This window comes from Actinomadura kijaniata, from assembly GCF_014138665.1.
GTDB classification, from domain to species: Bacteria; Actinomycetota; Actinomycetes; order Streptosporangiales; family Streptosporangiaceae; genus Spirillospora; species Spirillospora kijaniata.
The window spans coordinates 1-26,872 of sequence record NZ_JACJIA010000004.1 but is presented as its reverse complement, the minus strand read 5'-3'; the positions used below and the strand labels follow the sequence as shown (position 1 = coordinate 26,872).

Sequence of the window (26,872 nt, the reverse complement as noted above, 5' to 3'; positions counted from 1 at the left end):
CCGCTCTTACCGTCGAGGTGTGTCAGTAAGCACTCGCCGACGGCGCCCGAGCGGACGCGGCGGCACGCGCCGCACCCAGGAGGAACGCCGGTCGCGCACGCAGGCCCGGCTGCTGGAGGCCACCATGGAGTGCCTGGTGGACCTCGGCTGGTCCGGGACCTCCACCACCGAGGTCGCCCGGCGCGCGGGCGTGTCGCGGGGCGCGCAGCAGCACCACTACCCCACCAAGATGGAGCTGGTCGCCGCCGCGCTGGAGCACCTGCTGGAGGCGCAGAGGCTGGCGTTCGAGTCGGCGTTCGCGGCGCTGCCGCCCGGACGGCGCAACGTCGAGGGCGCGCTGGACCTGCTGTGGGAGATCTTCCGCGGCCGCCCCGCCAAGGCGCTGCTGGAGCTGGCGGTCGCGGCGCGCACCGACGACGAGCTGCGCCCGCTCTGCCGCGATCTGAACGAGCACATCCTCCAGGTCATCCTGGAGACGTTCGAGAAGCTGTTCCCCGCCTCGAACCTGCCCGAGGACGCCGTCCCGACGACGCTGCGCGGGCTGTTCGCGATGTTCGTCGGGCTGTCGGTGCAGAACGCGCTCGACGATGACGACGCGGGCCACCAGGCCGCCGTGCTGGCACAGGTCAAGAGCATCGCCCGGCTGATCGTCCCCGGCGACCGGGGCGACGCCGGCCCCGCGGCGACGGGGTGACCCACCTCCGCCGAACCCTTCACCCCCGAGGGAGCGCAACCATGGCCCAAGCACCGACCGAACTCGCCGAGGAAGTGCGCGCGCAGGTCAAGGACAAGAAGTCCTACCTGGGCGTCATCGACCGCCTGAACAAGGCGTCGGTCGAGAAGCACTGGGAGGCCTACGCCGACGTCCCCTGGGACGACCCGGAGTTCCAGGTCGACAAGAACGACCCGCGCTGGGTGCTGCCGCCGTTCGACCGGCTCGGCCAGACCGAGTGGTACCGGTCGCAGCCGCCGGAGATCCAGGCGCAGATCGGGCTGTGGCGGGTCGCGACCGCGATGAAGATCGGCCTGCAGTTCGAGAACCTGCTCAAGCGCGGGCTGCTCAACTACGCCTACTGGCTGCCCAACGGGCGGCCGGAGTTCCGGTACGTCTACCACGAGACGACCGAGGAATGTCACCACGGGATGATGTTCCAGGAGTTCGTGAACCGCACGAAGCTGCCGATCCGGGGCATGCCGCGGTCGCTGACGCTGGTGGCGCAGCTCGCGCCGTGGATCCCGCTGATCAGCACCGAGATGTTCTTCGTGTTCGTGCTGGGCGGCGAGGACCCGATCGACTACGTGCAGCGCAAGTCCCTCAAGGGCGGGCACATCAAGCACCCCCTGGAGGAGACCATCATGCGGATCCACATCGCGGAGGAGGCCCGGCACATCTCGTTCGCCCGGCACTACCTCAAGCACCGGGTGCCGGGGATGAACCGGACCCGGCGGCGGCTGCTGGGCGCGCTGACCCCGGTCGTGCTGGGCGTGATGGCGCGGATCATGCTGGCCCCGCCCGGCCCGATGGTGCGGCACTTCGGCATCCCCGACGAGGTCGTGCGCGCGGCCTACAAGGACAACCCCGAGGCCAAGCAGGAGATCTGCAACTCGGTCGGCAAGATCCGCGAGCTGATGGACGAGCTGGGGGTCATCACGCCGGTCAACAAGCGGATCTGGAAGGCGTTCGGCATCTGGGAGGACCCGAAGAGGTCCCGCCGCGCCGTGAAGGCCGCGTGAGCGGCGTGACCGGCACCGAACAGGACGGCACGGGGCACGACGGCACGGGGCGGCGGCCCCGGCCCGCCGTGGTGACGCCCGCGGCCGGGCCGGGCGGCCCCTACAAGGTCGTGATCGTCGGGACCGGCTTCTCCGGGCTGGGCATGGCGATCGCGCTGAAGCGGAACGGGATCCACGACTTCGTCGTCCTGGAGAAGGCCGGCGAGGTCGGCGGCACCTGGCGGGAGAACACCTACCCGGGCTGCGCCTGCGACATCATGTCGCTGCTGTACTCCTACTCGTTCGAGCCCAAGAGCGACTGGTCGAGGATGTTCCCCGAGCAGCGCGAGCTGCTGGCCTACATCAAGGACATCGTCGCCAAGTACGACCTGGAGCAGCACATCCGGTTCCGGACCGAGGTGACGGGGGCCGAGTACGAGGACGCCACCGACACCTGGCGGGTCACCGTGGACGGGGCGGGCGCGGCCGACGGCGAGGTGGTGCGGGGCCGGACGCTGGTCGCGGGCATGGGCCCGCTGCACCACCCCAGCGTCCCGGACCTGCCGGGGCTGGAGAACTTCGGAGGGACGACGTTCCACTCCGCGCGGTGGGACCACGACTACGACCTGACCGGCAAGCGCGTCGCCGTCGTCGGGACGGGCGCGTCGGCGATCCAGTTCGTCCCGAAGATCGCCGGGAAGGTCGGGCGGCTGACGGTGTTCCAGCGGACGCCGCCGTGGATCCTGCCCAAGCCGGACCGGCGGATCAGCGGGGTCGAGCGGGCGCTGTTCCGGCGCGTTCCGGGCGTGCAGCGCGCCTACCGCAACGGCGTCTACCTGGTCCAGGAGAGCTTCGTCCTCGGCTTCAAGAACCCGAGGCTGCTCAAGGCCGCCGGCTCGCTGGCCAGGCTGCACCTGGCGCGGCAGGTGCCGGACCCCGAACTGCGCCGCAGGCTCACCCCGGACTACACGATGGGCTGCAAGCGGACGCTGGTGTCCAGCGACTACTACCCGGCGCTGACGCGGCCGAACGTCGAGCTGACCACCGCCGGGATCGCCGAGGTCCGCGAGCACTCGATCGTCGCGGGGGACGGCACCGAGCACGAGGTCGACGCGATCATCTTCGGGACCGGGTTCCACGTGACCGACGCGTTCGAGGACGCGCACATCGTGGGCCGCCACGGGCTGCGCATCCAGGACGCCTGGAAGGACGGCATGCGGGCGCACATGGGCGTCACGGTGGCGGGCTTCCCGAACCTGTTCCTGCTGATCGGCCCGAACTCCGGGCTGGGCCACAACTCGATGATCTTCATGATCGAGGCGCAGATCCGCTACGTCCTGCAGTGCCTGAAACTGCTGGACGCCCGCGGCGGGAGCCGGATCGCGGTGCGCGACGACGTCGAGGACCGGTTCAACCGGTGGGTGCAGAGGAAGTCCGAAGGTGCCGTATGGGTGGCCGGCGGGTGCAGGAGCTGGTATCTGGACGCCGACGGCGTCAACCGCGCCGCCTGGCCGGCCTCCACGGTGAACTACTGGCTGCGCACGCGCCGGATCGACCCGTCCGACTTCGAGATCGGCCGGGTCGCGACCGCCGGACGGTGATCCGGTAGACTCGCCGCAATTCAACAGTACATCCAATACCGCCCGGCGGGCCCGGGACCACTCCCCCCTCGGCCCCGGCCCGCGGGCCGGCGTCCCCGCGGGGCGCCCCCGGCCGTCACGGCCACCACCCACCCAGCACAGCGAGCGGAGCCCCGATGAGCATTGCGATCGTGACCGGAGGCGCGTCCGGTATCGGCCGCGCCGTCGCCACCTGCCTGGTGGCGCGCGGCGACACGGTGGTCGTCACCGACATCAACGAGGAGGGCGCCGGGAAGGTCGCCGACCGGCTCAACTCCCTGGGCCGGGGCAAGGCCGCCGCCGCCCGGCTGGACGTCACCGACGCCGCCGCGGTCGAGGAGCTGTACCGGGGCGTCCGGGCCGAGCACGGCGCGCTCGACCTGGTGTTCAACAACGCCGGGATCTCGATCGGCGGCGCGGCCGAGGAGCTCACCCTCGACCACTGGGACCGCGCCATCGACATCAACCTCAAGGGCGTGGTGCACGGCGTGCACGCCGCCTACCCGATCATGCTGGAGCAGCGGTCCGGGCACATCGTCAACACCGCCTCGCTGGCCGGCCTGGTGCCGATGCCGCTCGGCATCCCCTACACCGCCACCAAGCACGCGGTGGTGGGCCTGTCGCTGGGCCTGCGCGCCGAGGCCGCCGGGCGCGGCGTGAAGGTCAGCGTGGTGTGCCCGAGCTTCGTGGACACCCCGCTGCTCACCAACGTCAACCCGGACCTGCCGCCGACCTCGATGAGCGGCGACGCCAAGGACGACATCCAGAAGGCCGCGCCGCGCCTGTACACGGCCGAGAAGCTGGCCCGCGACATCATGCGGGGCGTGGCGCGCAACCAGGCGCTCATCGTCGCCCCCGCGCACGGCCGCGCGGCCTGGCGGGGCATGCGCCTCAACCCGGGCGCCGCGGTGAAGGTGGCCTCGCTGGCGGTGGCGCGCCTGCGTTCGGGCGGGTGAGCCGGGGCCGCGCGGCCGGACGGGCCGGGAGGGCGGCGGTCAGCGGGCCGCCGCCCCGGCCGGGGCCGCCGCGTGGTCGAACTCCAGCAACAGCAGCGCCGCGTCGTCCTGGCGGCGCCCCTTGCCGTGCGCGACCAGGTCGTTCTTCAGCCGGTCCAGGAACCGGTCGCGGCCCTGGCGGGCGATCCGGGCGGCGCGTTCGGCCAGCGGGTAGAAGGCGCCGTCGGCGTCGCGCGCCTCGGTGACCCCGTCGGTGTAGAGCAGCAGCCGGTCGCCCGCGCCCAGGGTGACCGCGCCCGCCGGGCACGGGTCGCGGGCGTCGCGCTCCTCGGCCACGGACAGCCGCAGCAGGCCCAGCGGCGGGGACGAGGGCAGGTCGTCGACGAACGCGATCCGCCCGCCCGACAGCACCAGCGGCGGCGGGTGCCCGCAGCACACCAGCCGGACCGTGGCGGAGTCGGCGGGGATCTCGGCGATCAGGGCGGTGACGAACCCCTGGTCGGGGTCGCGGACGGCGAGGAAGTCGTCCAGCCGTCCGGCCAGGCCCGGCAGGCCCGGTTCGCGGCGGGCCAGCTCGCGGAAGGCGCCCAGCACGTCGATGGCCTTCTCCACCGCGGTCAGGCCCTTGCCCATCACGTCCCCGATGATCACGCGGGTGCCGAACGGTGTGTCCAGCACGTCGTACAGGTCACCGCCGACCTGGACCGGCCCGGCCGCGGCCAGGTAGCGCACCTGCGCCCGGACGCGCCCCACGCGCGGCGGGACGGGCCGCAGCACGGCGCGCTGCATGGTCTCGGCGATCACGCGCAGGTCGGCCGCGGCGTCGGCGGCGCGCGCCCGGCGGTGGGCGGCCAGGGCGACCACGCCGGTCGTGCACACGACGCCCAGCGGAACGGTCACCACGAGGTGCGGCAGGTCGTCCCAGTGGCGCGGGAGCAGCGGCAGCACGAAGACCAGGTCCACGGCCCCGACCAGCAGGACGTGGCGGTCGCGGACGGGCCACAGCGCGCCGAGCGCGGGCACGGCGACCAGCAGGGCGAGGACGGTGCGGGACGCGGGCAGCGCGAGGTCCACGGCCGTGACGGCGGCGAGCGCGCAGCCCGCCGCGGCCAGCACCGCCGGCAGGTTCCCGCAGGTCCGCGATGGACCGTGGTGCGATCGGATCATGACGATCGCCGCCCTCATATCGCTGTGGGCCCGACTTGAACGACGGTGGCCGATTGTAGTCGGGCGCGCACCCGCCGAAGCGGGGTTGCGGGAAACCGGTCCGGACGGGCCGCGGGAGGCGGGGCCCGCCCCGGATTCCGGTCATCTCACGAGGGGTGTTCCCTCTCGGCTGTTTTTCACGAAGCCCGTTCTCAGGACGGCCAGGGGGCGCCGTCGCGCAGCTCGTCGTACCCGACGAAGGTGAACATCCGCACGCCCGGCTCCAGCGGGAGGGGCGTCCCGGTGAAGCGGTGGACGCCGACCCCGTAGACGCCCGCCTCGGGCGGGGACAGCCAGCGCGCCTGGAAGCCGTGCTCGCCGAACCAGCGGCAGATGTCGGGGGTGGGGTCGGGCGGGACCCGGTTGCGGGTCCACACCACGTGCGCGCCGGGGGCGCACAGGCGCGGCAGCAGCGACACGGTCCGCCGGATGTCGGCGTCGGTGATGTTGCCGAACACCCCGCACACCAGCACCAGGTCCGCCGGGACGGCCCCGAGGTAGGCGTCGGTGACGGAGGCGTCGGCGGCGACCGCCGTGATGCCGGGGAGGCCGAGGCTCAGGGCGGCCTCCCGCGCCGCCCACACGTTCTCGGGGTCGAGCTCCACGAGCCGGGCCCGGACGTCGGCGGCGCGGGGGTGCCCGGCCGCCGCGCCGATCAGGTCGCGGCCCTGGCCCGCGCATAACGACACGGTCCGGACCGGTCCGGCGGGCGCGGCGTCGAGGATCTCGGCGATGCGCCGGCGGACGAGGGCGAGACGCCGTGACAGGGGCGAGTGGGGGTCGTCGTACTCCTTGTGCCAGGCGGCCCAGTCACGCTGGGTCTGCTGTCGCTCCATGCGACGAAGATAGAACGCTCAGTGAACGAATTTTCGCGGCATGTGAAAACCTGACCGTTCCTGGCCTTCACTTCCCGTGTTCACCGGAGGCGTGTTCTCCCCTGCCCGACAGGGCCTCCTGCGAGGTCTGCCGAGGATAGTGCAGGTCGAAAGCGGGCCTTTCGGATCGGATCCGGGGGATGGACTTGAAGTTGTGCCGGGGGGGCGGACAGGACGTCGCCCACTCAAGGGAGTTTCCGTAACCCCAGGGGTCGTCGGCCTCGATGCGCGGCGCGCTCCGCGTGGTCTTGTGGACGTTGTAGAGGAAGAACAGCGTCGAGACGCCCAGCAGGAACGCCCCGGCGCTGGAGATCCGGTTGAGGGTGACGAACTCGTCGGGGTAGTCGGCGTACCGGCGCGGCATGCCCTGGGCGCCCAGCCAGTGCTGGATCAGGAACGTGGTGTGGAAGCCGACGAACAGCGTCCAGAAGTGGACCTTTCCCCAGCGTTCGTCGAGCATCCTTCCGGTCATCTTCGGCCACCAGAAATACAGCCCGGCGAACATCGCGAATACGACCGTTCCGAAAACCACGTAGTGGAAGTGGCCGACGACGAAGTAGGAGTCGTGCAACTGGAAGTCCATCGGTGGCGACGCCAGGATGATCCCGGTCAGCCCGCCGAACAGGAACGTCACCAGGAACCCCACCGACCACAGCATGGGCGTCTCCATGCTGACCTGGCCGCGCCACATCGTGCCGACCCAGTTGAAGAACTTCACCCCCGTCGGCACCGCGATCAGGAACGTCATGAACGAGAAGAACGGCAGCAGGACCCGCCCGGTGGTGAACATGTGGTGCGCCCACACCGCCATCGACAGCCCCGTGATGGCGACGGTCGCGGCGACCATGCTCAGGTAGCCGAACAGCGGTTTGCGGCTGAACACCGGGATGACCTCGGTGATGATCCCGAAGAACGGCAGCGCGATGATGTAGACCTCGGGATGCCCGAAGAACCAGAACAGGTGCTGCCAGGTCATCGCGCCGCCCACCGACGGGTCGAACACGTGCGAGCCGAACTTGCGGTCCGACATCAGCACCAGCAGCGCCGCCGCCAGGATCGGGAACGCCATCAGCACCAGCACGCTGGTCAGGAACACGTTCCAGGTGAAGATCGGCAGCCGGAACATGGTCATGCCGGGCGCGCGCATCCCCACGATGGTGGTGATGAAGTTGACCGCGCCGAGGATGGTGCCGAAGCCCGACAGCGCCAGCCCCATGATCCACAGGTCGGCGCCGACGCCGGGCGTGCGGATCTCGTTGTTGAGCGGCGCGTAGGCGGTCCAGCCGAAGCTGGCCGCGCCGCCCGGCGACACGAACGAGAAGAACACGATCAGCCCGCCGAACAGGAACAGCCAGTAGCTGAACATGTTGAGCCGGGGGAAGGCCACGTCCGGCGACCCGATCTGCAACGGCATGATCACGTTGGCGAAGCCGACGAACAGCGGGGTCGCGAACAGCAGCAGCATCACCGTCCCGTGGATGGTGAACATCTGGTTGTACTGCTCGTTGCTGGTGAACTGCAGCCCCGGTTCCGCCAGCTCGGCGCGGATGACCATGGCCATCAGCCCGGCCAGCAGGAAGAAGACGAACGAGGTCGTCAGGTACAGGTAGCCGATCACCTTGTGGTCGGTGGTGGTGATCCAGGACACCAGGATCGCGCCGCGCGACCGCCGTACCGGCGGCGCCTCCTGCGGTTTCCGGCCGAGCAGGACCATGCCGTGCTCCCTGGGAACAGGGTCTCCCCGTGGACGGGCTCTCCCTCAACTATTCGCCCCCGTCCCACGGGGCGCAAGACCGCCTGCCGGACGTGGCCGCCCGGCCCGGCGGGCGGCGGGGAACGTAGGCTGACATGCGTGGAACGGATCCTGGTGAGCTCCTGCCTTCTCGGCCGTCCCGTGCGTTACGACGGGCGGGGCAGGCCGGTGCGCGACGATCTGTTCGAGCGGTGGCGCGCCGAGGGGCGGCTGGTGCCGTTCTGCCCGGAGGTGGCGGGCGGGCTGCCGGTGCCGCGGCCGCCCGCCGAGATCGTGGGCGGTGACGGCGCGGACGTCCTGGACGGCGCGGCGCGGGTGGTGGCCGACACCGGCGAGGACGTGACCGAGGCGTTCGTGGCGGGGGCGCGGCTGGCGCTGGAGACCGCGCGGCGCGCGGGGGCGCGGGTGGCGCTCCTGAAGGAGTCGAGCCCCTCCTGCGGAAGCCGGATGATCTACGACGGCACGTTCACCGGGACCTGGGTCGCCGGGGACGGGGTGACGGCCGCGCTGCTGGAACGCGAGGGCATCCGCGTGTTCGGCGAGGAGGGCCTCGCCGACCTGGCCGCCCTGCTGGACTGAGCGTTCCGGGCGTCAGCTCCAGAGGGCCTGGCGCGGGGGGGGGGGGCGGCCGAAGCGGCGGCGGTACTCGGCGGCGAAGCGCCCGTGGTGGGTGAAGCCCCACCGGGCGGCGATCGCGGCGACGGTCGCGCCCGTCGTGGGACCGGCGGCCAGGAGGTCGGCGTGGGCGCGCCGCAGGCGGACCTCGTGGAGAAGGGCGACGGGCGTGGTGTCCAGGTGCCGCCGGAAGGCGGCCTGGAGGCTGCGGGGGCTGGTCCCGGCGGCCGCGGCGATCTCGGTGAGGCCGATGCCGCGGTGGGCGTTGTCCTCGATGAACGCGGCCGCGCGGCGCACGGCGGCGGCCCCGGCCCGGCCGTCCGGCGCGCCGGACGGCTCGATGATCGGGAAGGTCTCGACCAGCGCCGTGGTGAGCAGGCGGAAGGCCTCGGCGCGCAGCAGCGGGCTGGCCGCCGGCTCGGGCTCGGCCGAGGTGCGCATCTCCATCGAGTGGGAGACGAACTCGACGCCGTACCGCCCCTCCCCGGCGGCGCGGGCCCGGAAGCGGAACCGTTCCCGGTCGCCCGACAGCACCGGCGTGTGGTCGGAGTACATCGAGCACAGGTACTCGTGGGCCTCGGCGAGGTCGCCGGTGGCGAACTCCACCCGTTCCACCGCGCTGTCGGACCGGTCGGCCATGGGCACCTCGGATTCGGGGGTCCGCGGGTCGGCTCCCAAGGTGACGTACCCGCTCGGGATGCACGGACTATCCACCGAGCGCAGGAATCATCCGCTGGACGAAGCCCCGCTTGCCGCCGTTCCGGCGCGGGTCTTGACTGAGGGGCGGTCTCCTGGCGCGCCCCCGTCGCCAGGAGCCCTCCGACGGGCGGAGGGCATGGGGGGACCCGGCACCGGGACTGCCCTCCGCCTGCCGGGCCTTCCGTCCGGCGGCCCGTCAGCGGGCGCGGGCCGTGGTGACGCGGTCGGCGAACTCGGTGTAGCGGTCGCGTTCGGTGGCGGCGGGCCGCAGGACGAGGCGTTCGCCGACCTCGGCGACGGCCGCTTGCAGGGCCCGGTCGGCCCGTTTGGCGCGGCGGCGGCCGCCCAGCCGGGCGAACCCCCGCGACAGCAGCGCCAGCAGCACCCCCGCGAGCGCCCCGCCGAGCAGCAGCAGCGTCGGCCAGGGCACCGCGCCGACCTCGGGCGTGGGGACGTCGGGCAGCCGCAGGTAGCCCACCACCGCCAGCGCCAGCAGCCACAGACCGCCCGCCACCAGGGCGACCAGGAAGATCTTCTGGAGGAGGCCGGCCAGCGTCCACCAGCGGGGCGGGCGGGAGGCGTCCAGGGAGGTCGTGGAGACCGCCCGGTCCAGGGCGTCGGTGAGCTCGTCCTCGTGGACGCGCGCGGCCTCCCGGACCGAGCGGGCCCACGGCTCGGGCACCCCGGCCGCCGCCCCGGCGCCCGCCTCGCGCAACGCGATCTCGACGCGGGAGCGATGGACGGACGAGACGGCCGGCAGCGAGGTGCGGCCGCCGTCGTCCAGCCGCAGCCGGCGCAGCGGGTCGGGCCGCATCCTGCGCGCCCACCGGGTCACGGGCCAGCCGGTGGCGGCCACGGAACGGTGCCGGTGCGCGCGGGCCACGGCCGCGACGACGGTGGGCACCCCGGCGGCCTCGGCCAGCGCCCTGGTGAGCGGCGCGGTGAGGGCGGTGCCGCCCCGCGCCGGGCCGTCGCCGGGGTGCGGGCCGAGGGCGCCGGCCAGGCCGTCGGCGGCGGTGGCGACGTCGGCGGCCAGCCGCGCGGCCCACGCCTGCCGCCGGGAGACGCGTTCGGCCAGCAGGCCCCGCAGTTCCGGCAGGCCCCGCCCGGTGCGCGCCGACACCGCCAGCACCGGGACGCCCGCCAGCCCGTCGTCGGCGAGCAGCCCGCGCAGGTCGTCCAGGCACCGGCGCACGGCGCGGTCCGGCAGCCGGTCGACCTGGTTGAGGACCACGACCGTCACGTCGCGGTGCCGGGCGAGGGGGCGCAGGTAGCGTTCGTGGACGGCGGCGTCGGCGTACTTCTGCGGGTCGAGCACCCACACCAGCAGGTCGACGACCCCGACCAGGCGGTCCACCTCCAGCCGGTGGGCGACCTCGATCGAGTCGTGGTCGGGCAGGTCCAGCAGCACCAGCCCGGACAGCGCCGGGTCGCCGCCCTCGACGGTGTGGCGGCGCGGCACCTCCAGCCAGTCCAGCAGCGGGCCCGAGCCTTCGGGGTCCCAGCGCGCGGCCTGGGCCGCCGAGGTCGTCGGGCGGGTCACGCCGACGGCGGCCAGGTCGGTGCCGGCGAGCGCGTTGAGCAGCGACGACTTGCCGCTGCCGGTCGCTCCGGCCAGCGCGGCGACGGTGTGGTCGACCGACAGCGCGGCCCGGGTCCCGGCCCGTCCGACCACGGCCCGCGCCCGTTCCACGACGTCGCCGTCGAGGCGCCCCTCGGCCAGGTCGGCGGCCTCGCCGAGGGCGGCGAGGCGTTCGTCGAGCGTCGGGGCGGGCTTGCGCAGCAGGGTCTTCACCGTGGCTTCCCCTCGGGCAGTTCGCGGCGGCGTTCGCGGACGGCGGCGGCCGCCGCGCGCAGCTCGTCCGGATCGGGGCCGGTCAGGTCGTCCAGCAGGGCGGTGAAGCGCCCCTGTTCGCCGTCCATCAGCTCGCGGACGCGCCGCCGCAGGTCGTCGCGGGCGTTCTCGGTGAGCTTGCGGACGGCCTGGTCGCCGAAGACCGCCTCCAGCACCTTCTGGCTGAGCACGCTCGTACCGCCCGCGATGCCGATCTCCAGGCCGGTCAGGCCGCCGGTGGAGGCGAACACCGCCAGCATCAGCAGCAGCCCGAGGCCGTTGACGCCGAACGACGCCGCCCGCGCCGCGCCCCGCCGCTCGGCCCCCTCGGTGCGCACCAGGTCCAGCACGTAGCCCTGCCAGTCGCGGACGGCGCGCTCGGCGCGCCCGGCCAGGTCGGGTGAGGCGCGCCCCAGCCGCCCGGCCCGCGCGACCCCGGCGCGTTCCAGCAGGTCGCGGCCGGCGGGGACGGCGAGCCAGGCGTCGACGGCGCGTTCGGCGGCCCCGTCGGCGACGGACCGGACCAGCGCCTCGACGCCGCTCTCCAGCGCGGTCCGCAGCTCCCGCGCCGCCGCCGGGCGGCCGGTGAACACCGCCACGACACGGTCCCGCATCCGCCCGATCCGCGACTCCAGCGACCGCATGAGGTCCCCGGTGCCGATGAAGTCCTGCCAGCGCGCCAGCACCTCGCCGCGCAGCAGCGTCCCGTCGCGCATGCCCTCGTCGAACGCCGCCATGCCGGAGGTGTAGCTCCGCTCGGCCAGCCGCCGCAGCTCCCCGGCGGCGGCGCGCTGGCGTTCGACGGCGCCGGCCAGCGCGGGGACGCGGGTGGCCAGGCTGTCCAGGGCGCCCGCCAGGGTCTGCCGCACGACCCGGGCCCGCGCCTGCGCGTCGGCGGACAGGCCCTCCAGCCATTCCCGGACGGGCCGCACGACCTCGGCGGGCAGCGCGGCGTCCTCCTCGGGCAGCGCCAGCTCGGGCACCACGAACAGCGGCGTCCCGCCGAGGCCGTTCTCCTCCAGCAGCCGCGTCAGGTCGCGGCCCACGGGCCCGGCGGCGTCCCCGGGGACGCGTTGCAGGATGACGGCCAGGGCGGTGCTGCGCTCCCGGGCCGTGCGCAGGAAGCCCCACGGCACCTCGTCGGCGTAGCGCGCGGCGGTCGTGACGAACAGCCACAGGTCGGCGGCGGCCAGCAGTTGCGCGGCCAGCTCGCGGTTGGCGGTGACCACCGAGTCGATGTCGGGGGCGTCCAGCAGCGCCAGCCCGGCCGGGACGCGCGCGTCCTCCACCACCCGCAGCGCGCCGGGCTCGCCCTGTCCCCCGCCGGTCACGCGGGGCAGGCCCGGCAGCACGTGCCCGGCGACGAACCAGGCCGCGTCGCCGGGGTGCGTGACGAGCGTGGGCGCCAGGGTCGTGGGGCGCAGCACGCCCGCGCGGCTGACGCGCTCCCCGACCAGCGAGTTGACCAGCGTGGACTTGCCCGCGCCGGTCGAGCCGCCCACCACCGCCAGCAGCGGCGCGTCGATCGCGGCCAGCCGGGGCAGCAGGTAGTCGTCGAGCTGCCCGACCAGCTCCCGCCGCGCCCGCCGGTCGGTCTCGACCTCCCCGACCGCCAGCGGGAACAGCTCCCCGTCCAGCAGCCGCCGCAGCTCCAGCAGCGCCCCGGAGAGTCCCTGGGCCAACCCCTCAGCCATACGCTGGGCCTTCCCGCTGAGCCCTCGATCAACCTGCCCACCCGTGACAGGCTGGGCGCGATGGGCGAACCGAGGGTGGGCGAGGTGCGCACCGGCACCGTCACGGAGATCACGCGTTCCCACGTGTCGGTGGCCGTCGACGGGACGCCGGGGACCGTCTCCCGGCTGGAGGGCTCCTGGCGGCGCCCGTGGGGCGAGGTGGTCGAGGAGCTGGCGGTGGGGCGGCGGGTCACCGTCGGGGTGATCGCCGTGGAGCCCGGGGTCCGGCTGTCGCTCGCCGCCGCCGAGGATCCCGGGCTGTGGGCGTTCCTCGGCTCGCTGCGGCTGGGACGACGCCTGTCGGGGCGGGTCGCGGCGATCGAGCGGTTCGGGGTGTTCGTGGACCTGGACGAGGGGCCCGGCCACCCGGTGTATCCGGGCGTCGGCTTCGTCACGATCCCCGAGCTGGCCTGGCGTCACTTCGACGACCCCGCCGACGTGGTGGCGGTCGGTGAACGCGTGACGGGCGCGTTCCTCCAGTTCGACACCTGGAACGGGGAGGCGCGGCTGTCGCTGCGGGCGTTGCTGCCCGATCCCCTGGAGGCGTTCGCCCGTGAGCACGAGGTGGGGCGGGTGCTACGCGGCGTGGTCACCAAGGTCGCGCCGTTCGGGGTGTTCGTGCGCGTCGCCGACGGGGTCGAGGGACTGCTCCCCTCGGCGGACGAGCGGGCCGGCGACCGGGTCGCCGTCGTCCTCCAGGAGGTGGACCTCGGCACGCGGCGTGTCCTTTTCTCTCCCGTCCCGACGGTCTAGCGTCGTGCGGGCGGGTTCGGGGGTGAGATGGACGTCCGGCAGCTGGAGTACTTCCTCGCGATCGTCGACCACGGCGGGTTCGGCCGGGCGGCGGCCGCGTCGTACGTCTCGCAGCCCGCGCTGTCCCAGTCCGTTCAGGCGTTGGAGCGGGACCTCGGGAGCGCGCTGTTCCACCGGGTCGGGCGGCGGGCGGTGCTCACCGAGGCCGGGAGGGCGCTGATCGAGCCCGCGCGGGCCACCGTGCGCGGGCTGGAGACCGCGCGGGCCCGGGTCGCCGCCGTGGCGGAGCTGCGCACGGGGCGGCTGGACGTGGCCGCGATGCCGTCGCAGGCGGTGGAGCCGCTGACGACGATGGTCCGGGCCTTCACCGGCCGGTACCCGGGGGTGTCGGTGGCGATCAGGGCCGCGTTCACCGCGCGGGACGTCGTGGAGGCCGTCCGCACCGGGGCCGCCGAGCTCGGGCTGCTGGCGACGGCGGGGCCGCCGCCGGACCGGGAGGTGGTCTGCCACCGGCTCGGGGAGCAGAGGTTCGTGCTGGTCACCGCGCCCGACGGGCCGTTCGCGGACCGGGACGCGGTGGACCGCGCCGAGCTGTCCGGGCAGCGGCTGATCGTCGGGCAGCGGGGCACCGGGATGCGCGCCTACGTGGACGGGCTGCGCGAGCACGGTGTCGCGTTCGCCGTCGCCGCCGAGACCGAGCACCGGGTGTCGATCCTGCCGCTGGTCCTGGCCGGGGTGGGAATGGCCGTGGTGACCGAGTCCTGGCGCGGTGTCGCCGAACGCGCCGGGGCGCGCGTGCTGGACATCGAGCCCCGCAGCGCCCTGGCCGTCGCGCTGGTGAGCCGCCGGGGCGAGCTGTCCCCGGCCGCCCGGCGCTTCGTCGAGCACGCCACCGATAAGCCCGCCTTATAAGGCGCATCCACAACGCGACTTGGACGGTCCGGAACGCGCGTTGCTCCAATCGACGCATGACGAACCACCGCATCGCGTTGATCCCCGGCGACGGCGTCGGCACCGAGGTGATCCCCCCGGCCCGCCGGATCCTGGACGCCGTGGGCCGCCGCCACGGCATCGCCTTCGCCTGCACCTCCTTCGACTGGTCGTGCGAGCGCTACGCCCGCGAGGGCGCGATGATGCCCGCCGACGGCCTGGACCGGCTACGCGGGTTCGACGCGATCCTGCTCGGCGCGGTCGGCTCGCCGGAGGTGCCCGACCACGTGTCGCTGTGGGGCCTGCTCATCCCGATCCGCCGGGGCTTCCGCCAGTACGTCAACCTGCGCCCGATCCGCGTGTTCGAGGGCCTCGGCAGCCCGCTGCGCACCGCCGCGCCGGACGCGGTCGACCTCGTGGTGGTGCGGGAGAACGTCGAGGGCGAGTACAGCGAGATCGGCGGCCGTCTCAACCGGGGCTTCCCCGACGAGATCGCCGTCCAGGAGTCGGTGTTCACCCGTGCCGGGGTGACGCGCGTGCTGGACCACGCGTTCGCGCTGGCGGCCCGGCGCGGCGGGCGGCTGACCTCGGCCACCAAGTCCAACGGCGTCGTCCACACCATGCCGTTCTGGGACGAGCTGGTGGCCGAGCGGGGCGCGCTGCACCCGGAGGTCACCTGGGAGCGGGAGCACATCGACGCGCTGGCCGCCGGGTTCGTGCTGGACCCGGCCCGCTTCGACGTGGTGGTGGCCTCCAACCTGTTCGGCGATGTCCTCAGCGATCTGGCCGCCGCGATCGCGGGGTCGATCGGCATCGCGCCGTCGGCCAGCCTCAACCCCGAACGCGAGTTCCCGTCGCTGTTCGAGCCCGTCCACGGCTCGGCCCCCGACATCGCCGGCAGGGGCGTCGCCAACCCGCTGGGCGCGATCTGGTCGGCGGCCCTCATGCTCGACCACCTGGGGCACCCGGACGCCGCGCGGGACGTCACCGACGCCATCGCCGCCCTGCTGGCCAAGACCGACGTGCGCACCCCCGACCTGGGCGGCTCCGCGACGACGGCCGAGGTCACCGACCGGCTGCTCGACCTGCTGTGACCGCCGCCCCGCCCGGAGGAAGACCATGGCAGCGCCGTCCCCGTCCCGTCCCTGGTACCGGCAGCTCTACCTCTGGGTCCTGACCGCCATCGCCGCGGGCGTGCTGACCGGCTGGCTGTGGCCCGCGGCCGGGGTCGCGCTGGAACCGGTCGGCACCACCTTCGTCGCCGCGATCAAGATGCTGATCACCCCGATCGTGTTCCTCACCATCACGGCGGGCATCGCCGGGGTCGACAGCCTGCGCCGCGTCGGCCGCGTCGGGCTCAAGGCGCTGGCCTACTTCCAGGCCGGGACGCTGGCCGCGCTGGTGCTGGGCCTGGTCGTGGTCAACGCGTTCCGGCCCGGCGACGGCGTGCACGCCCGCCCCGACCAGCTGCGCCTGACCGGCGACGCGGCCCGCTACGTCGGCAGCGGCGAGGACCGGAGCTGGTGGCACTTCCTGACCGACGTCGTGCCCTCCAGCGCGGTCGGCGCCTTCGCCGAGGGCAACGTCCTGCAGGTCATCTTCGTGTCGGTGCTGTTCGGCGTCGCGCTGAAGGCCGTCGGCCCGGCCGGGCGCCCGATCGTGGAGGGCCTCGACCGGCTGGGGCTGGTGGCGTTCCGGATCCTGCACTACGTGATGCGGGCCGCGCCGGTCGGGGCGTTCGGGGCGATGGCCTACACGATCGGGGAGTGCGGCGTCGCGACCCTCGCCAGCCTCGGCGGGCTCGTCGCGCTGTTCTACGGCTCCGCGCTGTTCTTCGTGCTGGTGGTGCTGGGCGGCGTCACCGCGCTGCTGCGGATCAACATCCTGCGGCTGCTGCGCCACCTGCGCGAGGAGTTCCTGATCGTGCTCGGCACCTCCTCCTCCGAGAGCGTGCTGCCCCGGCTCATGGCGAAGCTGGAGGGGCTGGGCGTCCGCCGCGAGATCGTCGGCCTCACCGTGCCGACCGGCTACTCGTTCAACCTCGACGGCAGCTCCCTGTACCTGTCGCTGGCCGCCGTCTACATCGCCCAGGCCACCGACACCCCGCTCGGCCTCGGCCAGCAGCTGGGGCTGCTGGCGGTCATGATCCTCACGTCGAAGGGGTCGGGCGGCGTCACCGGCGCCGGTTTCATCGCCCTGGCCGCCACCCTGTCGGCGGTGGACACGGTGCCCGCCGCCGGCATCATGCTGATCTTCGGGGTCGACAAGTTCATGTCCGAGTGCCGTGCGCTGACGAACCTGGCGGGCAACAGCGTCGCGACCCTGGTCGTGGCCCGCTGGGAGGGCGTCCTGGACGTCGCGCGCGTGAACCGCGTCCTGCGCTCCGGTATCCCCGAACCCGCCGATCCCGAGCCCGCCGGCACGGCCGACGCGCCACGGCTCGCGCAGGCGTGACCCCGGTCGCACGGCGGCGCGAGGCTCGCCCGTTCGGGGGTCGTGGTGGTGACCGTGAACCACCGGGTGGGCTCCGAGGGCTTCGGGCACGTTCCCGGCGCTGTCCCTCCCGCCGGCCGGACGCGCCTGTGGGATCCCGCGGCCTAACCTGGAGGGATGGAATACGTCCGATCCCGGGCCGCGCCCGCGCTGGACGGCCTGGTCACCGGCTACTCGGGCTACCGCCTCACCGGCCCGCCCGGAACGCACCAGGGCCTGCCCTCCGACCGCCTGATCCTCGTCGTGCCGCTGACCGGGACGCTCGACATCGTGGGCCGCGACGGCACGGCGGCGTTCCCCGCGACGCTGGGCGGCCTCCACGACCGTCCCGTGGTGATCTCCCACGACGGGCTCCAGCACGGCGTGCAGATCGACCTGACCTGGCGGGCCGCGCGGGCGCTGCTCGGCCTGCCCGCCGGGGAGCTGGCGGGCGAGGTCCTCGACCCGGCGGCCGTCCTCGGGCCCCAGGCCGTCGAGCTCACCGAACGCCTGCACACCGCCCCCACCTGGCCCGACCGGTTCCGGGTCCTCGACGCCGCCCTCGCGGCCCTGGTCCGCGACCGTCCCGCCGCCCCGCCGCCGGAGGTCGGCCGGGCGTGGCGGCGGCTGGCCGAGACCGGCGGGAACCTCACCGTCGCCGACCTGGCCGGCGAACTCGGCTGGAGCCGCCGCCACCTGACCGAGCGCTTCCGCCGCGAGCTCGGCGTGCCGCCCAAGACCGCCGCGCGGCTGATCCGCTTCGCCCGCGCCTGCCGCCTGCTGCGCCGCCCGGGAGCCCGCCCGGCCGACGTGGCGGCCCGCTGCGGCTACTTCGACCAGGCGCACCTGGCCCGCGAGTTCCGCGCGCTGGGCGGCACGACCGCCACGCGCTGGCTGGCGGAGTTCCCATCCGTCCAAGACCGCGGGGCCGCCCCGGCGTGACGATCGTCGCCATGACCGACACCATCGTGCTCGGCGCGGGCGTCAGCGGCCTGACCACGGCGATCTGCCTCGCCGAGGCGGGAGCGGGCGTCCGCGTCCTGACCGCCGCGCCCCCGCGGGAGACCACCTCCGTCGTCGCCGGGGCGATCTGGGGCCCGTGCTTCCTGGAACCGCGCGCCGCCACGCTCGCCTGGACCGAACGTTCCCTGCGCGACTTCCGCGCCCTCGCCGACCAGCCCGGTACGGGCGTGCGGATGGCGCCCGTCCTCACCGTCGGGCAGCTTCCGCCGGCCGGTGACCTCCCACCCGAGGTCCGGCTCATCCCGGACCTGCGCGCCTGCGCTCCCGACGAGCTGCCCGACGGTTTCGGCGCGGGCTTCCGGTCCACGATGCCGCTGATCGACATGCCGGTCTACCTGGACCACCTGACGCGCCGCCTCACCGCGGCGGGCGGGCGGATCGAGCACCGCGCGGTGCGCTCGCTGGAGGAGGCCGCCACGCTGGCCCCGCTGGTGGCCAACTGCACCGGCCTGGCCGCCGCCCGCCTGGCCGCCGACCCGACCCTGACGCCCTCCCTCGGCCAGCACGTCGTCCTCACCAACCCCGGCCTGGACGAGGCGTTCCTCGAACTGTCCGGCGCCGCCGAGTCCACGAGCTTCTTCCCCCACCCCGACCGGGTGGTCTGCGGAAGCCTCCACACCCCCGCCACCGGGGACGCGACCCCCGACCCGGCCGTCACCGAACGCATCCTGGCCCGCTGCCGCCGCATCGAACCGCGCCTGCGCGACGCCGAGGTCGTCAAGGTCGAGACGGCCCTGCGCCCCGTGCGGCCGTCGGTCCGGGTGGAGGCCGGGCCGCTCGGGCCGGCGCGCTGCGTCCACAACTACGGCCACGGCGGCGCCGGGGTCAGCCTGTCGTGGGGCTGCGCCCGCGAGGCGGCGGCGCTGCTGCTCGGTCAGGCCGCCTGAAGGCGCGCCCCCCGCAGGTAACGGGCCCGCCACCGCAGCCGGTACAGCAGCCGGTCGGGCGGGTCCAGCCGGGCCAGCACCTCCCGCCGCAGCTCCTCCGGCGCGCCCTCCAGCAGCCAGGGGTAGTAGTCGGCGGCCCCGTGCAGCCCGAGCAGGCGCCGGGGCTCCCAGGCCAGGTCGCAGCGTTCGCGCGGGCTGAGCAGCGCCTCGGCGCGGCGGACCAGGGCGGTCTCGGTCCGGTGGTGGCGGGCCAGGGCGCGCGCGAGCCCCTCCGCCTGCGCGCGGACGGCCGCCCCGCCCTCCTCCAGGGCCGCGTCGACGGCGTCCATCCGCGCGACCAGCCCGATGCGCTCCCGCTCCGCCCGCTCCATCAGCACCCTCGTGGCGGGGTCGGCCTTGGCGCGCAGCACCGGCCACAGCCCGGTCCGTTCGGCGTCGTGGTGCATCCGCAGGAAGACCCCGAACCGTTCCCACCCGGCCGGCGCGCCATCCCCGGCGCCCCCGGCGGCGAGGCGCTCCAGATCCCGCAGGAACGCCCGGTGGCGGGCGCGCAACATGATCTCCATCGCGTTCTCCCTCCCGAACGATGACACCCACAAGACGCCGCCGGCCCGTCCGGGCGTGACAGTCCGCCGATGAGATCCGACTCACGTCCGGCGACCGTCACAACGGGACCCCCCGGCGGCGTCTTGTAGGTGTCATCCCCTTTCCAGAAGGGAAGCCGCCCATGCGACTCCACCTGCCGACCGGGTCGGCCCGCCGGACGTCGGCCGATCACTGGACGTTCCTGTTCGGGCAGATCGCGGTGTACTCCTTCGTGATCCTGCTGGTGACGGGCGCGTTCCTGACGTTCTTCTACGACCCGGACATGACGCGGACCCCGTACCGGGGCTCCTACGAGCCGCTGCGCGGCCTGCCCGTCAGCCAGGCCTACGCGTCCACGATGGACATCAGCCTCGACACGCGCGGCGGGCTGCTGATGCGGCAGATCCACCACTGGGCGGCGCTGCTGCTGCCCGCCGCGATCGCCTGCCAGTTGCTGCGGATGTTCTTCACCGGCGCGTTCCGCCGCCCCCGCGTCCTGGGCTGGCTGGTCTGGGTGGCCCTGTTCGTGCTGGCCATGGTCACGGGCGTGACCGGCGGCCTGCTCCCCGACGACATGCTGTCGGGCGGCACCCTGGGACTGATCCAGAGCATCACGCTGTCGATCCCGTTCGTCGGCACCGAACTCGCCGACCTGGTCTTCGGCGGCGGCTTCCCCGGCGACACCGTCATCCCGGCCGCCTACTGGCTGCACATCACGCTGCTGCCCCTGGCCATGGCGGGCCTGTTCCTGCTGCGGCGGCGCCTGGTCCGCCGGAACGGCCACACCCGCTTCCGCCAGGCGGCCACCGCCGCCCCGCGCGCGACCTCGGCGGCGATGTTCCTGTTCACCTGCGGGGTGCTGGCGATGCTGGGGACGCTCGCGCAGATCAACCCGATCTGGAACTACGGCCCCTACCGGCCCGGCGACATCACCGCCGGGGCCGTCCCCGACTGGTACATGGGCTTCCTGGACGGCGCGATCCGCATCATGCCCAACTGGGAGCCGACCGTCGCCGGGCATCCGCTGACCCTGGCCGTGCTGGTCCCGGCGCTGCTGGTGCCCGGCGCGTTCTTCACCGTCCTGGCCGCCTACCCGTGGCTGGAGCGCCGCCTCACCGGCGACGGCGGCGTCCACCACCTGCTGGACCGGCCCCGCGACGCGGCCGTCCGCACCGCGGTGGGCGCGGCGGGGATCACGTTCTACGGGCTGCTGTGGGCGGCGTCGGCCAACGACCAGATCGCGGTGGAGTTCCACCTGTCGCTGTTCGCGGTGACCTGGTTCTTCCGCGTCGCGGTGCTGGTGGGGCCGCTGCTGGCCTACCTGGTGGTCCACCGGATGTGCCTGGGGCTGGTCCGCCGCGAACGCGAGGAGGCCGTCCACGGCCGCGAGACCGGGCGGATCATGATGGACCCGGCCGGCGGCTTCAGCGAGATCCACGAGCCCGCCGAGGTCCGCGAGCTCACCGCGGCGCGCTGACGGCGGGGTTGGCGAGCAGCATCGCCGCCAGCCCGGCCAGCAGCACCAGCGCCTCGGTCAGCCGGATGGGCACCGACACCGTCCAGGGACCGACCATCAGAAGGATGGTGGCCACCACCCCCACGAGGGCGTTCAGCCAGAACAGCCGCACCGACCGCACGATCCTTCCGTCACCGGCCCTGTCCCCTCCATCGTCCCGCCGGGGCGCGACGACGGTGGACGGCGCGCACGGTGTTGGCGGAGGTGAACACCACCCACGCGAACCCGCCGCGCCGTGACGGCGCAGCCATCGCGACAGCTCTGGCGCCTGGTGGGCGGCCCGGGGAACCAGCACCCGCCAGCCGTCCAGCTCAGCGGAGCGCACGGTTGGCGCGCCCCTGGCACCGCACGCAGTACCGGACGTACGGCAGGATCTCCAGCCGCCGCAGCGCCCCGTCGATCTCGGCCAGGCTCCGCCGCAGGTTCTCGCGGCGGGTGCGGTCGGACTCCTCCACCTGCTCCACCGGGGCGCGTTCGATCGCCTGCTCCAGCACGGCCAGTTGCGAGGCGCGGGCGCGCCGCTCCTCCTCCAGCCGCTGCCGCACCTCCCGCGCCGCGGCCCCGTCCGGGGCGGGGTCGGACGCCTCCACCCTGGATCACCGGCGCGCCGGGCGGTACCGGGCCTGACGCCCATGCGCGGGAGGGAGACCCCTGTACGTCAGGGCTCCCGGACCCGCCGGGCGACGAGCGCGGCATGGGACAGCGGCGTCGACAGATCGGCCACGTCCGCGTTCGTGGTGTAGTCGAGCAGCACGACGGTCCTGGCCGCGCTCAGCTCGCGCAGCTCGGCGACGAGGTCGGCGGCCCGGTGGTCGAGCATCCAGCGGTAGGTCGGCAGGTAGATGCGGCGGCGCGCCTCCTCGTAGCCGAGCAGGCGGCCGTCGAGCCGGTGCCCGAGGGGAGGACCGAGCCGGCGGACCGTCCGCTTGATGCCCTTCATCGTCGCGATCCGCAGCTTGCCGAAGTCCTCCGCCTCGCTCTCGAACACCTTCAACGCCTGCCAGACGCCCTCGACCGACTCGGAGACGCGTCCGGGATGCCCGGGAACGGGGATGCCCCCGTGCGGGTAGAAGGGGCTGAGCCGGACCCAGGGCTCCTCCCCCTTGGAGGTCACGTCGAGGATCAGCGCGTCGGGGAGGTCCCGGCGGAGGGTGGTGCGGCGGCGACTCGCGATGCGAACGGGCATGAGCCGAATCTGCCACCCCCCTCCGACAGTCCGGCCCGACGTTCCTAGCGTGCCGGGTCCTCCGCCGGAACAGGGGTCAGGCCCAGGATGGCGCCGGCGCCGTGGAGGAGTTCGGCGCGCAGGTCGCCGGCGGGAACGTCCGGGAGCTGGCTGATGGGGTCGGTGGCGGCGGCGAAGGCCTGGGCGGCGCGCACGCGCCGACGCCAGTCGGGGTCGGGACCGGCGAGCAGGAGGACGGCGCGGTCGGTGACGTCGCCCACGCGGGACACGAGGTCGGCGGTCTCGTCGCCGTAGACGGAGGCGTCGCGCAGGAGCAGCGCCATGGTCGCGCGGTGGGCGAGCATGACGTCGATGCAGCCGGCGAGCACGTGCCGCCGGACCTCGGCGAGCGTGGGGCGGGCGGCGGCGGCCTCGACCGTCGCCTCCAGCTGGTCGATCGGCGGCCTGACGAGGCTGTCGAGGATCTCGCCCTTGCTGCGGAAGTGGTGGTACAGCGAGGGCTTGGTGATGCCGACGCGTTCGGCGATGTCGCGCATGCTGGCCGCGCGGTAGGTCTGCGCGGTGAACAGCTCGCGGGCCGCCTCGATGATCCGCTGCCGGGTGTCGCCCGCCTCGTTCCGCGCCACTCTCTCCACCTCTCACCGTTCCCGACGCCGAACGCCGAGTCTACCGACCTACCGGTCGGTCGCCCTTGCCTACCGTCCGGTCGGTAGCCTATCGTCAGGCTCCCGACCGACCGGTAGGTAGAGAAAGGGGCAGGGGAATGACGCATGTCCAGGGAACCGTCGCCGAGGGGTTCCACGCGGTACGGCAGGCGTTCGAACGGAACTTCACCGAAGGGGGCGAGGTCGGCGCGGGCCTGACCGTCTACCGGCACGGCAGGCCCGTGGTGGACCTGTGGGGCGGCCACGCCGATCCGGAGACGCGCCGGCCCTGGCGGCGCGACACCATCGCCCCGATCGCCTCCACGTGCAAGTCGTTCGCCACCGGAGCGGTGCTGCTGCTGGTCGAACGCGGCCAGGTGGACCTGGAGGCACCCGTGGCCCGTTACTGGCCCGAGTTCGCCCGGCACGGCAAGGACGAGATCACCGTGCGCACCCTGCTCGGCCACCGCGCCGGACTGCCCAGCATGCACATGCGCCCCATCACCTGGGAGGACCTGCGCGACTGGACGCCGATCACCGACGCCCTCGCGGCCGCCGTCCCCGAGTGGCCGCCCGGCGCCGCCCATGGCTACCACGGGGTGACCATCGGCCACCTCGCCGGGGAGATCGTCCGCCGGGTCTCCGGCATGACGCTCAGCGAGTTCCTGACCCGCGAGATCACCGGCCCGCTCGGCCTGGACTGCTACGTGCGCGTGCCCGACGAGGCGATGCCGCGCCTGGCCGCCATGGTCCTCCCCGACGCCGACTCCCTGCGCCTGGGCATGGAGGTCCCCGAGCTCGCCGACTTCGTCCGCGCGCTCGACGACCCCGGCGGCCTGCCCTACCGCGCCCTCTACGGCAGCGTCGCCCTCGACTGGGAGGCCGCCGCCGACCCCCTCACCTACCGGGTGGAGAGCCCCTCCATGGACGGCGTCGCCTCCGCCCACTCCCTGGCCCGCTACTTCGCCGCCCTGACCGGCGAGGTCGACGGCGTCCGGCTGCTCGACCCCGGCCTCGTCGACCGGATCCGGACCCCGCAGGCCGAGGGCGTCGACCGGATCCTGCGGGTGCACACCGCCTGGGGCATCGGCTTCGCCGTGCCCGGCGGCCCGTTCTGGCCCGCCCCCGACCACCTCACCGGCCTGTTCGGGCACAGCGGCGCCACCGGCTCGTTCGCCTTCGCCGACCCCGACCGCGGCCTCGCCTTCGGCTACGTCCCCAACCGGGGCTCCGAGCTGCTGGAGGGCGGCGACTTCCGGGTCCGCTCCCTGACGGAGGCCCTCTACGCGTCGCTCCCCGACGAGTAGGGGTGCCGATCCCCGCCCGGCGCGGTACGGTGGGGAGGGTAGTCAAATTTGAATAGCAAAGGAGGCGGACATGTCGTCGGTGATCCCCTACGTGATGGTGGACAGCGCCAAGGAGTACGGCGAGTTCCTCAGGAGCGCGTTCGACGCCGAGGTGACCAACGTGCTCCCCCTGCCCTCGGACCCCGGGCGGGTGATGCACGCCGAGGCGCGCATCGGGGCCGGGGTCGTGTTCTTCGCCGACTCCGGCGCGCACGGCGAGCGGTGCCTGACCTCGCCGTCCGAACCGGTGCACGTCCAGCTGTGGGCCACCGTCCCCGACGCCGACGCGGTGCACGAGCGGGCGGTCGCCGCCGGGGCCCGGTCGGCGCAGGAGATCGTCGCCCAGGACGACGGCACCCGGATGGGCGGCTTCGTCGACCCGTTCGGCACGCTGTGGTGGGTGAGCACCAGGCACCCGGAGGCCACCGGCACGGCCTGAGACCGCGAAGCCGGTGCGCGCCTCAGCGGTCCGCGAGCTGGGGCGGCCCGGTGGACGGCTGGACGTCCTCGTGCGCGGGCGGGGTTCGATGCCCGCGCAGGGGACGGTTGACGAGGCCGACGGAGACGACGGTGGCCGCGGCCGCCAGACCGCCCGCCAGGAGGGCCAGGGGCGCGGAGGTGGCCGAGGCGAGAGCCCCTCCGCGGAAGTTGCCGATCTCGGGACCGGCGATGCCGATGACGTGCTCGACCGCCGAGACCCGCCCCCGGTGCTGGTCGGGGGTTTCGAGCTGGATCAGCGCGCCCCGGGTGATGACGGCGACGGTGTCGGCCGCCCCGGCGACCGCCAGGCAGGACAGGGCGAGCCAGAAGGGCTCGGCCAGGCCGAACCCGGCGAGGGCCAGCCCCCAGGCCGTGGCCGCGACGAGCTGGACCAGGGCACCGCGGCGGAGCCGGGTCACGGCCCCGGAGAACAGCCCCGCGCCGAGCCCGCCGACCGCGATCGCGGACAGGAACAGCCCCAGCGTCCGGGGGTCGCCACCGAAGCGGACTTCGTTGATCAGCGGGAACAGCGCGATCGGCATGGCCAGGACGGTCGCGGCGAGGTCGATGGCGAAGGACCCCCACAGGAGCGGACGCCGCAGGATGATCCGCCACCCTCCCGGGAGCGGCCCGCGCCGCTCCCGGCCGACGGCGCGGGGGGCGGGCATCGCGGGCAGCCGGAACAGCGCGATCAGCGACACGGCCACGGTCAGCGCCTGGATCGCGTACGCGGCCGGATACCGCCACTGGGCGAGCACGACACCGGCGAGAGCAGGCCCGACCAGCATGGACGCCTGGAAGGCGAGGTTCTGCAGGGCGAGCCCGGCGGCGACCTGGCCGGCGGGCAGCAGCCGGACCGGGAAGGTGCGCCGCGCCGGTGCCCCGAGCGCCGCGCAGCCGGCCTGGACGGCGACCAGGGCCAGCAGCAGCAGGACCGACCGGTTTCCCGCGGCGGCCTGCGCCAGCAGGCCCACGGCCGCCACCGCCTGGCCGCCCGTGGCGACGCGCACCAGCCCCCTGCGGTCGACGGCGTCGGCCAGTGACCCGCCGACCAGACCGAGAACGATCAGCGGCAGGCCCGTGGCCACGCCGATGGCCCCGGTCCACAGCGGACTGCGGGTCAGCTCCCAGACCTGCTGCAGAACGGCGACGGTGGCGACCTGCTGACCGACCGAGGCCAGGGAGGAGCCGATCCACAGATCCCGGAACGGTCGACTGCCGCGCAACGGGCGGACGTCGATGAGCTTCTCCCGCCAGGCCCCCACTACGGGCGGGGCGCGGGGTCGGGAAGCGATCCCTCAAGATGGGACAGGATCCGGTCCCTCATGGGCCGCCGGGCCAGGGCGCGTTCCAGCTCGGTGACGACGGCGCTGAGCGGACAGGGCACCTCGTCGTCGAGCTCGGCGACCGCCGCCTCGGTCGCACGCCACTCGGCCTCCAGAAAGGGGACGAGGTCCCGGCCACGGTCGGTCAGGATGATGCGCCGGGTGCGGGCGTCGGCACCGGGTTCGGTGTCGACCAGCCCCTCACGCCGCATCGCCGAGACCGTCTGACTCATCGCCGAGTGCGAGCGATCCAGCGAGTCGGCAAGCTCCCGGATGGTCAGCGGACCGGTATGCGCGAGCCGGATCAGAGGATAGGCGAACCGGGGCCGAACACCCTCGACACCCCGCTCGGTGTAGAGGGACTCGATCTGGCTGTCCATCGCGGCCAGCAAGGTGTACAGCGCATGCCACCGGCCAGGCGACGCGGTCGGATCCGAAGATGTCACAGCGCTAATATAACAGCACTCATATATCAACGGACGGACGAGCACAGCCAGCGGCCCGTCGACCTCGCCAGCGCACCGGCCGCGGTGAAGCACGTCGAACTGCGGCTCTACCCGGAACCACCCTGCGCCTTCACCGGACACCCACAGCCATGACCCAAACAGCACTGAGCTATAGAGCCGTTCCCCAGAAATGAGAAAAGGCCCCGCCGGTAACGGCGGGGCCTTTCCTAATATGAGTCCGGCGGCGTCCTACTCTCCCACACAGTCTCCCATGCA

27 protein-coding genes are annotated in these 26,872 nt (G+C 73.9%); 14 read left to right on the top strand and 13 right to left on the bottom strand.

Annotated elements, in window-relative coordinates:
- Positions 1–19 precede the first annotated feature (19 nt).
- The 4 genes from HNR61_RS16200 (at position 20) to HNR61_RS16185 (ending at position 4,288) form a co-directional block, all read left to right on the top strand.
- On the top strand, positions 20–694 hold the full coding sequence (locus tag HNR61_RS16200; protein WP_312897927.1) for a TetR/AcrR family transcriptional regulator: 675 nt from the start codon (positions 20–22) through the stop codon (positions 692–694).
- A 41-nt stretch (positions 695–735) separates the two neighbouring features.
- Positions 736–1,734, top strand: coding sequence for an AurF N-oxygenase family protein (locus HNR61_RS16195; RefSeq protein ID WP_182844007.1), 999 nt, complete (start codon positions 736–738; stop codon positions 1,732–1,734).
- Positions 1,735–1,802: 68 nt separating this feature from the next.
- Positions 1,803–3,314: a flavin-containing monooxygenase gene (locus HNR61_RS16190; protein ID WP_182844584.1), complete on the top strand. Its 1,512-nt coding sequence runs from the start codon at positions 1,803–1,805 to the stop codon at positions 3,312–3,314.
- A 155-nt stretch (positions 3,315–3,469) separates the two neighbouring features.
- Positions 3,470–4,288, top strand: coding sequence for an SDR family NAD(P)-dependent oxidoreductase (locus HNR61_RS16185; RefSeq protein ID WP_067828453.1), 819 nt, complete (start codon positions 3,470–3,472; stop codon positions 4,286–4,288).
- A gap of 39 nt (positions 4,289–4,327) precedes the next feature.
- Here HNR61_RS16185 and HNR61_RS16180 read toward each other — a convergent pair whose 3' ends face one another.
- From HNR61_RS16180 to ctaD, 3 genes are all read right to left on the bottom strand, one after another.
- Complete coding sequence (locus HNR61_RS16180) at positions 4,328–5,455, bottom strand: PP2C family protein-serine/threonine phosphatase (RefSeq protein WP_182844006.1); 1,128 nt, start codon at positions 5,453–5,455, stop codon at positions 4,328–4,330.
- A 191-nt stretch (positions 5,456–5,646) separates the two neighbouring features.
- Complete coding sequence (locus tag HNR61_RS16175; RefSeq protein WP_182844005.1) at positions 5,647–6,330, bottom strand: class I SAM-dependent methyltransferase; 684 nt, start codon at positions 6,328–6,330, stop codon at positions 5,647–5,649.
- A 67-nt stretch (positions 6,331–6,397) separates the two neighbouring features.
- Positions 6,398–8,083: an aa3-type cytochrome oxidase subunit I gene (gene ctaD, locus HNR61_RS16170; RefSeq protein WP_182844004.1), complete on the bottom strand. Its 1,686-nt coding sequence runs from the start codon at positions 8,081–8,083 to the stop codon at positions 6,398–6,400.
- Between the two features lie 138 nt (positions 8,084–8,221).
- On the opposite strand from ctaD, the gene HNR61_RS16165 reads away from it, so the two are divergent.
- Positions 8,222–8,701, top strand: a complete 480-nt coding sequence (locus HNR61_RS16165) for a 2-thiouracil desulfurase family protein (RefSeq protein WP_182844003.1) — start codon at positions 8,222–8,224, stop codon at positions 8,699–8,701.
- A gap of 12 nt (positions 8,702–8,713) precedes the next feature.
- On the opposite strand, the gene HNR61_RS16160 is transcribed toward HNR61_RS16165, so the two are convergent.
- The 3 genes from HNR61_RS16160 to HNR61_RS16150 all read right to left on the bottom strand — a co-directional run bounded on the left by HNR61_RS16160 (position 8,714) and on the right by HNR61_RS16150 (position 12,964).
- Entirely contained in the window at positions 8,714–9,376 is a 663-nt protein-coding gene (locus HNR61_RS16160; RefSeq protein ID WP_182844002.1) for a helix-turn-helix transcriptional regulator, read from the bottom strand.
- A gap of 256 nt (positions 9,377–9,632) precedes the next feature.
- The gene (locus HNR61_RS16155) at positions 9,633–11,231 is read right to left on the bottom strand and encodes a YfjP family GTPase (RefSeq protein ID WP_182844001.1); all 1,599 of its coding nucleotides are present in this window, start codon (positions 11,229–11,231) and stop codon (positions 9,633–9,635) included.
- Positions 11,228–12,964 carry a GTPase family protein gene (locus HNR61_RS16150; RefSeq protein ID WP_182844000.1) on the bottom strand — a complete coding sequence of 579 codons (1,737 nt, stop codon included), beginning with the start codon at positions 12,962–12,964 and terminating at the stop codon, positions 11,228–11,230. Before HNR61_RS16150 ends, HNR61_RS16155 begins: the two co-directional genes overlap by 4 nt.
- Positions 12,965–13,024: 60 nt before the next feature.
- Here HNR61_RS16150 and HNR61_RS16145 point away from each other — a divergent pair, with 60 nt between their 5' ends.
- The 6 genes from HNR61_RS16145 to HNR61_RS16120 all read left to right on the top strand — a co-directional run bounded on the left by HNR61_RS16145 (position 13,025) and on the right by HNR61_RS16120 (position 19,068).
- The gene (locus tag HNR61_RS16145; protein ID WP_182843999.1) at positions 13,025–13,756 is read left to right on the top strand and encodes a S1 RNA-binding domain-containing protein; all 732 of its coding nucleotides are present in this window, start codon (positions 13,025–13,027) and stop codon (positions 13,754–13,756) included.
- Positions 13,757–13,783: 27 nt separating this feature from the next.
- Entirely contained in the window at positions 13,784–14,668 is an 885-nt protein-coding gene (locus HNR61_RS16140; RefSeq protein ID WP_182843998.1) for a LysR family transcriptional regulator, read from the top strand.
- Positions 14,669–14,724: 56 nt separating this feature from the next.
- Positions 14,725–15,780 carry a tartrate dehydrogenase gene (locus HNR61_RS16135; protein ID WP_182843997.1) on the top strand — a complete coding sequence of 352 codons (1,056 nt, stop codon included), beginning with the start codon at positions 14,725–14,727 and terminating at the stop codon, positions 15,778–15,780.
- A 25-nt stretch (positions 15,781–15,805) separates the two neighbouring features.
- Entirely contained in the window at positions 15,806–17,140 is a 1,335-nt protein-coding gene (gene dctA, locus HNR61_RS16130) for a C4-dicarboxylate transporter DctA (protein WP_182843996.1), read from the top strand.
- A 156-nt stretch (positions 17,141–17,296) separates the two neighbouring features.
- Positions 17,297–18,100, top strand: coding sequence for a helix-turn-helix domain-containing protein (locus HNR61_RS16125; protein WP_182843995.1), 804 nt, complete (start codon positions 17,297–17,299; stop codon positions 18,098–18,100).
- Positions 18,101–18,111: 11 nt separating this feature from the next.
- The gene (locus tag HNR61_RS16120; protein ID WP_182843994.1) at positions 18,112–19,068 is read left to right on the top strand and encodes an FAD-dependent oxidoreductase; all 957 of its coding nucleotides are present in this window, start codon (positions 18,112–18,114) and stop codon (positions 19,066–19,068) included.
- On the opposite strand, the gene HNR61_RS16115 is transcribed toward HNR61_RS16120, so the two are convergent.
- Positions 19,056–19,634 (bottom strand): hemerythrin domain-containing protein, encoded by a 579-nt coding sequence (locus tag HNR61_RS16115; protein ID WP_182843993.1) that lies wholly within the window; start codon positions 19,632–19,634, stop codon positions 19,056–19,058. The genes HNR61_RS16120 and HNR61_RS16115 overlap by 13 nt on opposite strands.
- Before the next feature lie 161 nt (positions 19,635–19,795).
- Here HNR61_RS16115 and qcrB point away from each other — a divergent pair, with 161 nt between their 5' ends.
- Positions 19,796–21,130, top strand: a complete 1,335-nt coding sequence (gene qcrB, locus HNR61_RS16110; protein ID WP_182843992.1) for a cytochrome bc1 complex cytochrome b subunit — start codon at positions 19,796–19,798, stop codon at positions 21,128–21,130.
- Here the strand turns inward: qcrB and HNR61_RS16105 are convergent.
- The 4 genes from HNR61_RS16105 to HNR61_RS16090 all read right to left on the bottom strand — a co-directional run bounded on the left by HNR61_RS16105 (position 21,114) and on the right by HNR61_RS16090 (position 22,981).
- The gene (locus HNR61_RS16105; RefSeq protein WP_182843991.1) at positions 21,114–21,281 is read right to left on the bottom strand and encodes a hypothetical protein; all 168 of its coding nucleotides are present in this window, start codon (positions 21,279–21,281) and stop codon (positions 21,114–21,116) included. The two genes, qcrB and HNR61_RS16105, sit on opposite strands and share 17 nt — an antisense overlap.
- Positions 21,282–21,480: 199 nt before the next feature.
- Positions 21,481–21,759: a hypothetical protein gene (locus HNR61_RS16100; RefSeq protein WP_182843990.1), complete on the bottom strand. Its 279-nt coding sequence runs from the start codon at positions 21,757–21,759 to the stop codon at positions 21,481–21,483.
- A 68-nt stretch (positions 21,760–21,827) separates the two neighbouring features.
- Complete coding sequence (locus HNR61_RS16095) at positions 21,828–22,355, bottom strand: DUF6939 family protein (RefSeq protein ID WP_182843989.1); 528 nt, start codon at positions 22,353–22,355, stop codon at positions 21,828–21,830.
- Positions 22,356–22,399: 44 nt separating this feature from the next.
- Entirely contained in the window at positions 22,400–22,981 is a 582-nt protein-coding gene (locus HNR61_RS16090; RefSeq protein ID WP_182843988.1) for a TetR/AcrR family transcriptional regulator, read from the bottom strand.
- Positions 22,982–23,118: 137 nt separating this feature from the next.
- Between HNR61_RS16090 and HNR61_RS16085 the strand changes: the two genes are divergently transcribed.
- Positions 23,119–24,306 carry a serine hydrolase domain-containing protein gene (locus HNR61_RS16085; RefSeq protein WP_182843987.1) on the top strand — a complete coding sequence of 396 codons (1,188 nt, stop codon included), beginning with the start codon at positions 23,119–23,121 and terminating at the stop codon, positions 24,304–24,306.
- Positions 24,307–24,376: 70 nt separating this feature from the next.
- Positions 24,377–24,784, top strand: coding sequence for a VOC family protein (locus tag HNR61_RS16080; protein WP_182843986.1), 408 nt, complete (start codon positions 24,377–24,379; stop codon positions 24,782–24,784).
- Positions 24,785–24,806: 22 nt separating this feature from the next.
- Here HNR61_RS16080 and HNR61_RS16075 read toward each other — a convergent pair whose 3' ends face one another.
- Both HNR61_RS16075 and HNR61_RS16070 read right to left on the bottom strand, forming a co-directional pair.
- On the bottom strand, positions 24,807–26,051 hold the full coding sequence (locus tag HNR61_RS16075; protein ID WP_220509435.1) for an MFS transporter: 1,245 nt from the start codon (positions 26,049–26,051) through the stop codon (positions 24,807–24,809).
- A gap of 38 nt (positions 26,052–26,089) precedes the next feature.
- Entirely contained in the window at positions 26,090–26,596 is a 507-nt protein-coding gene (locus HNR61_RS16070; protein ID WP_312897926.1) for a MarR family winged helix-turn-helix transcriptional regulator, read from the bottom strand.
- Positions 26,597–26,872: the final 276 nt, after the last annotated feature.

Bases quoted from the DNA above. Each gene is read 5' to 3' on its own strand.
- HNR61_RS16085 (WP_182843987.1), top strand. From the start codon at position 23,119: ATGACGCATGTCCAGGGAACCGTCGCCGAGGGGTTCCACGCGGTACGG.
- HNR61_RS16095 (WP_182843989.1), bottom strand. From the start codon at position 22,355: ATGCCCGTTCGCATCGCGAGTCGCCGCCGCACCACCCTCCGCCGGGAC.
- dctA (WP_182843996.1), top strand. From the start codon at position 15,806: ATGGCAGCGCCGTCCCCGTCCCGTCCCTGGTACCGGCAGCTCTACCTC.
- HNR61_RS16125 (WP_182843995.1), top strand. From the start codon at position 17,297: ATGGAATACGTCCGATCCCGGGCCGCGCCCGCGCTGGACGGCCTGGTC.
- ctaD (WP_182844004.1), bottom strand. From the start codon at position 8,083: ATGGTCCTGCTCGGCCGGAAACCGCAGGAGGCGCCGCCGGTACGGCGG.
- qcrB (WP_182843992.1), top strand. From the start codon at position 19,796: ATGCGACTCCACCTGCCGACCGGGTCGGCCCGCCGGACGTCGGCCGAT.
- HNR61_RS16120 (WP_182843994.1), top strand. From the start codon at position 18,112: ATGACCGACACCATCGTGCTCGGCGCGGGCGTCAGCGGCCTGACCACG.
- HNR61_RS16080 (WP_182843986.1), top strand. From the start codon at position 24,377: ATGTCGTCGGTGATCCCCTACGTGATGGTGGACAGCGCCAAGGAGTAC.
- HNR61_RS16185 (WP_067828453.1), top strand. From the start codon at position 3,470: ATGAGCATTGCGATCGTGACCGGAGGCGCGTCCGGTATCGGCCGCGCC.
- HNR61_RS16195 (WP_182844007.1), top strand. From the start codon at position 736: ATGGCCCAAGCACCGACCGAACTCGCCGAGGAAGTGCGCGCGCAGGTC.
- HNR61_RS16115 (WP_182843993.1), bottom strand. From the start codon at position 19,634: ATGGAGATCATGTTGCGCGCCCGCCACCGGGCGTTCCTGCGGGATCTG.
- HNR61_RS16145 (WP_182843999.1), top strand. From the start codon at position 13,025: ATGGGCGAACCGAGGGTGGGCGAGGTGCGCACCGGCACCGTCACGGAG.
- HNR61_RS16135 (WP_182843997.1), top strand. From the start codon at position 14,725: ATGACGAACCACCGCATCGCGTTGATCCCCGGCGACGGCGTCGGCACC.
- HNR61_RS16140 (WP_182843998.1), top strand. From the start codon at position 13,784: ATGGACGTCCGGCAGCTGGAGTACTTCCTCGCGATCGTCGACCACGGC.
- HNR61_RS16175 (WP_182844005.1), bottom strand. From the start codon at position 6,330: ATGGAGCGACAGCAGACCCAGCGTGACTGGGCCGCCTGGCACAAGGAG.
- HNR61_RS16160 (WP_182844002.1), bottom strand. From the start codon at position 9,376: ATGGCCGACCGGTCCGACAGCGCGGTGGAACGGGTGGAGTTCGCCACC.
- HNR61_RS16180 (WP_182844006.1), bottom strand. From the start codon at position 5,455: ATGATCCGATCGCACCACGGTCCATCGCGGACCTGCGGGAACCTGCCG.
- HNR61_RS16150 (WP_182844000.1), bottom strand. From the start codon at position 12,964: ATGGCTGAGGGGTTGGCCCAGGGACTCTCCGGGGCGCTGCTGGAGCTG.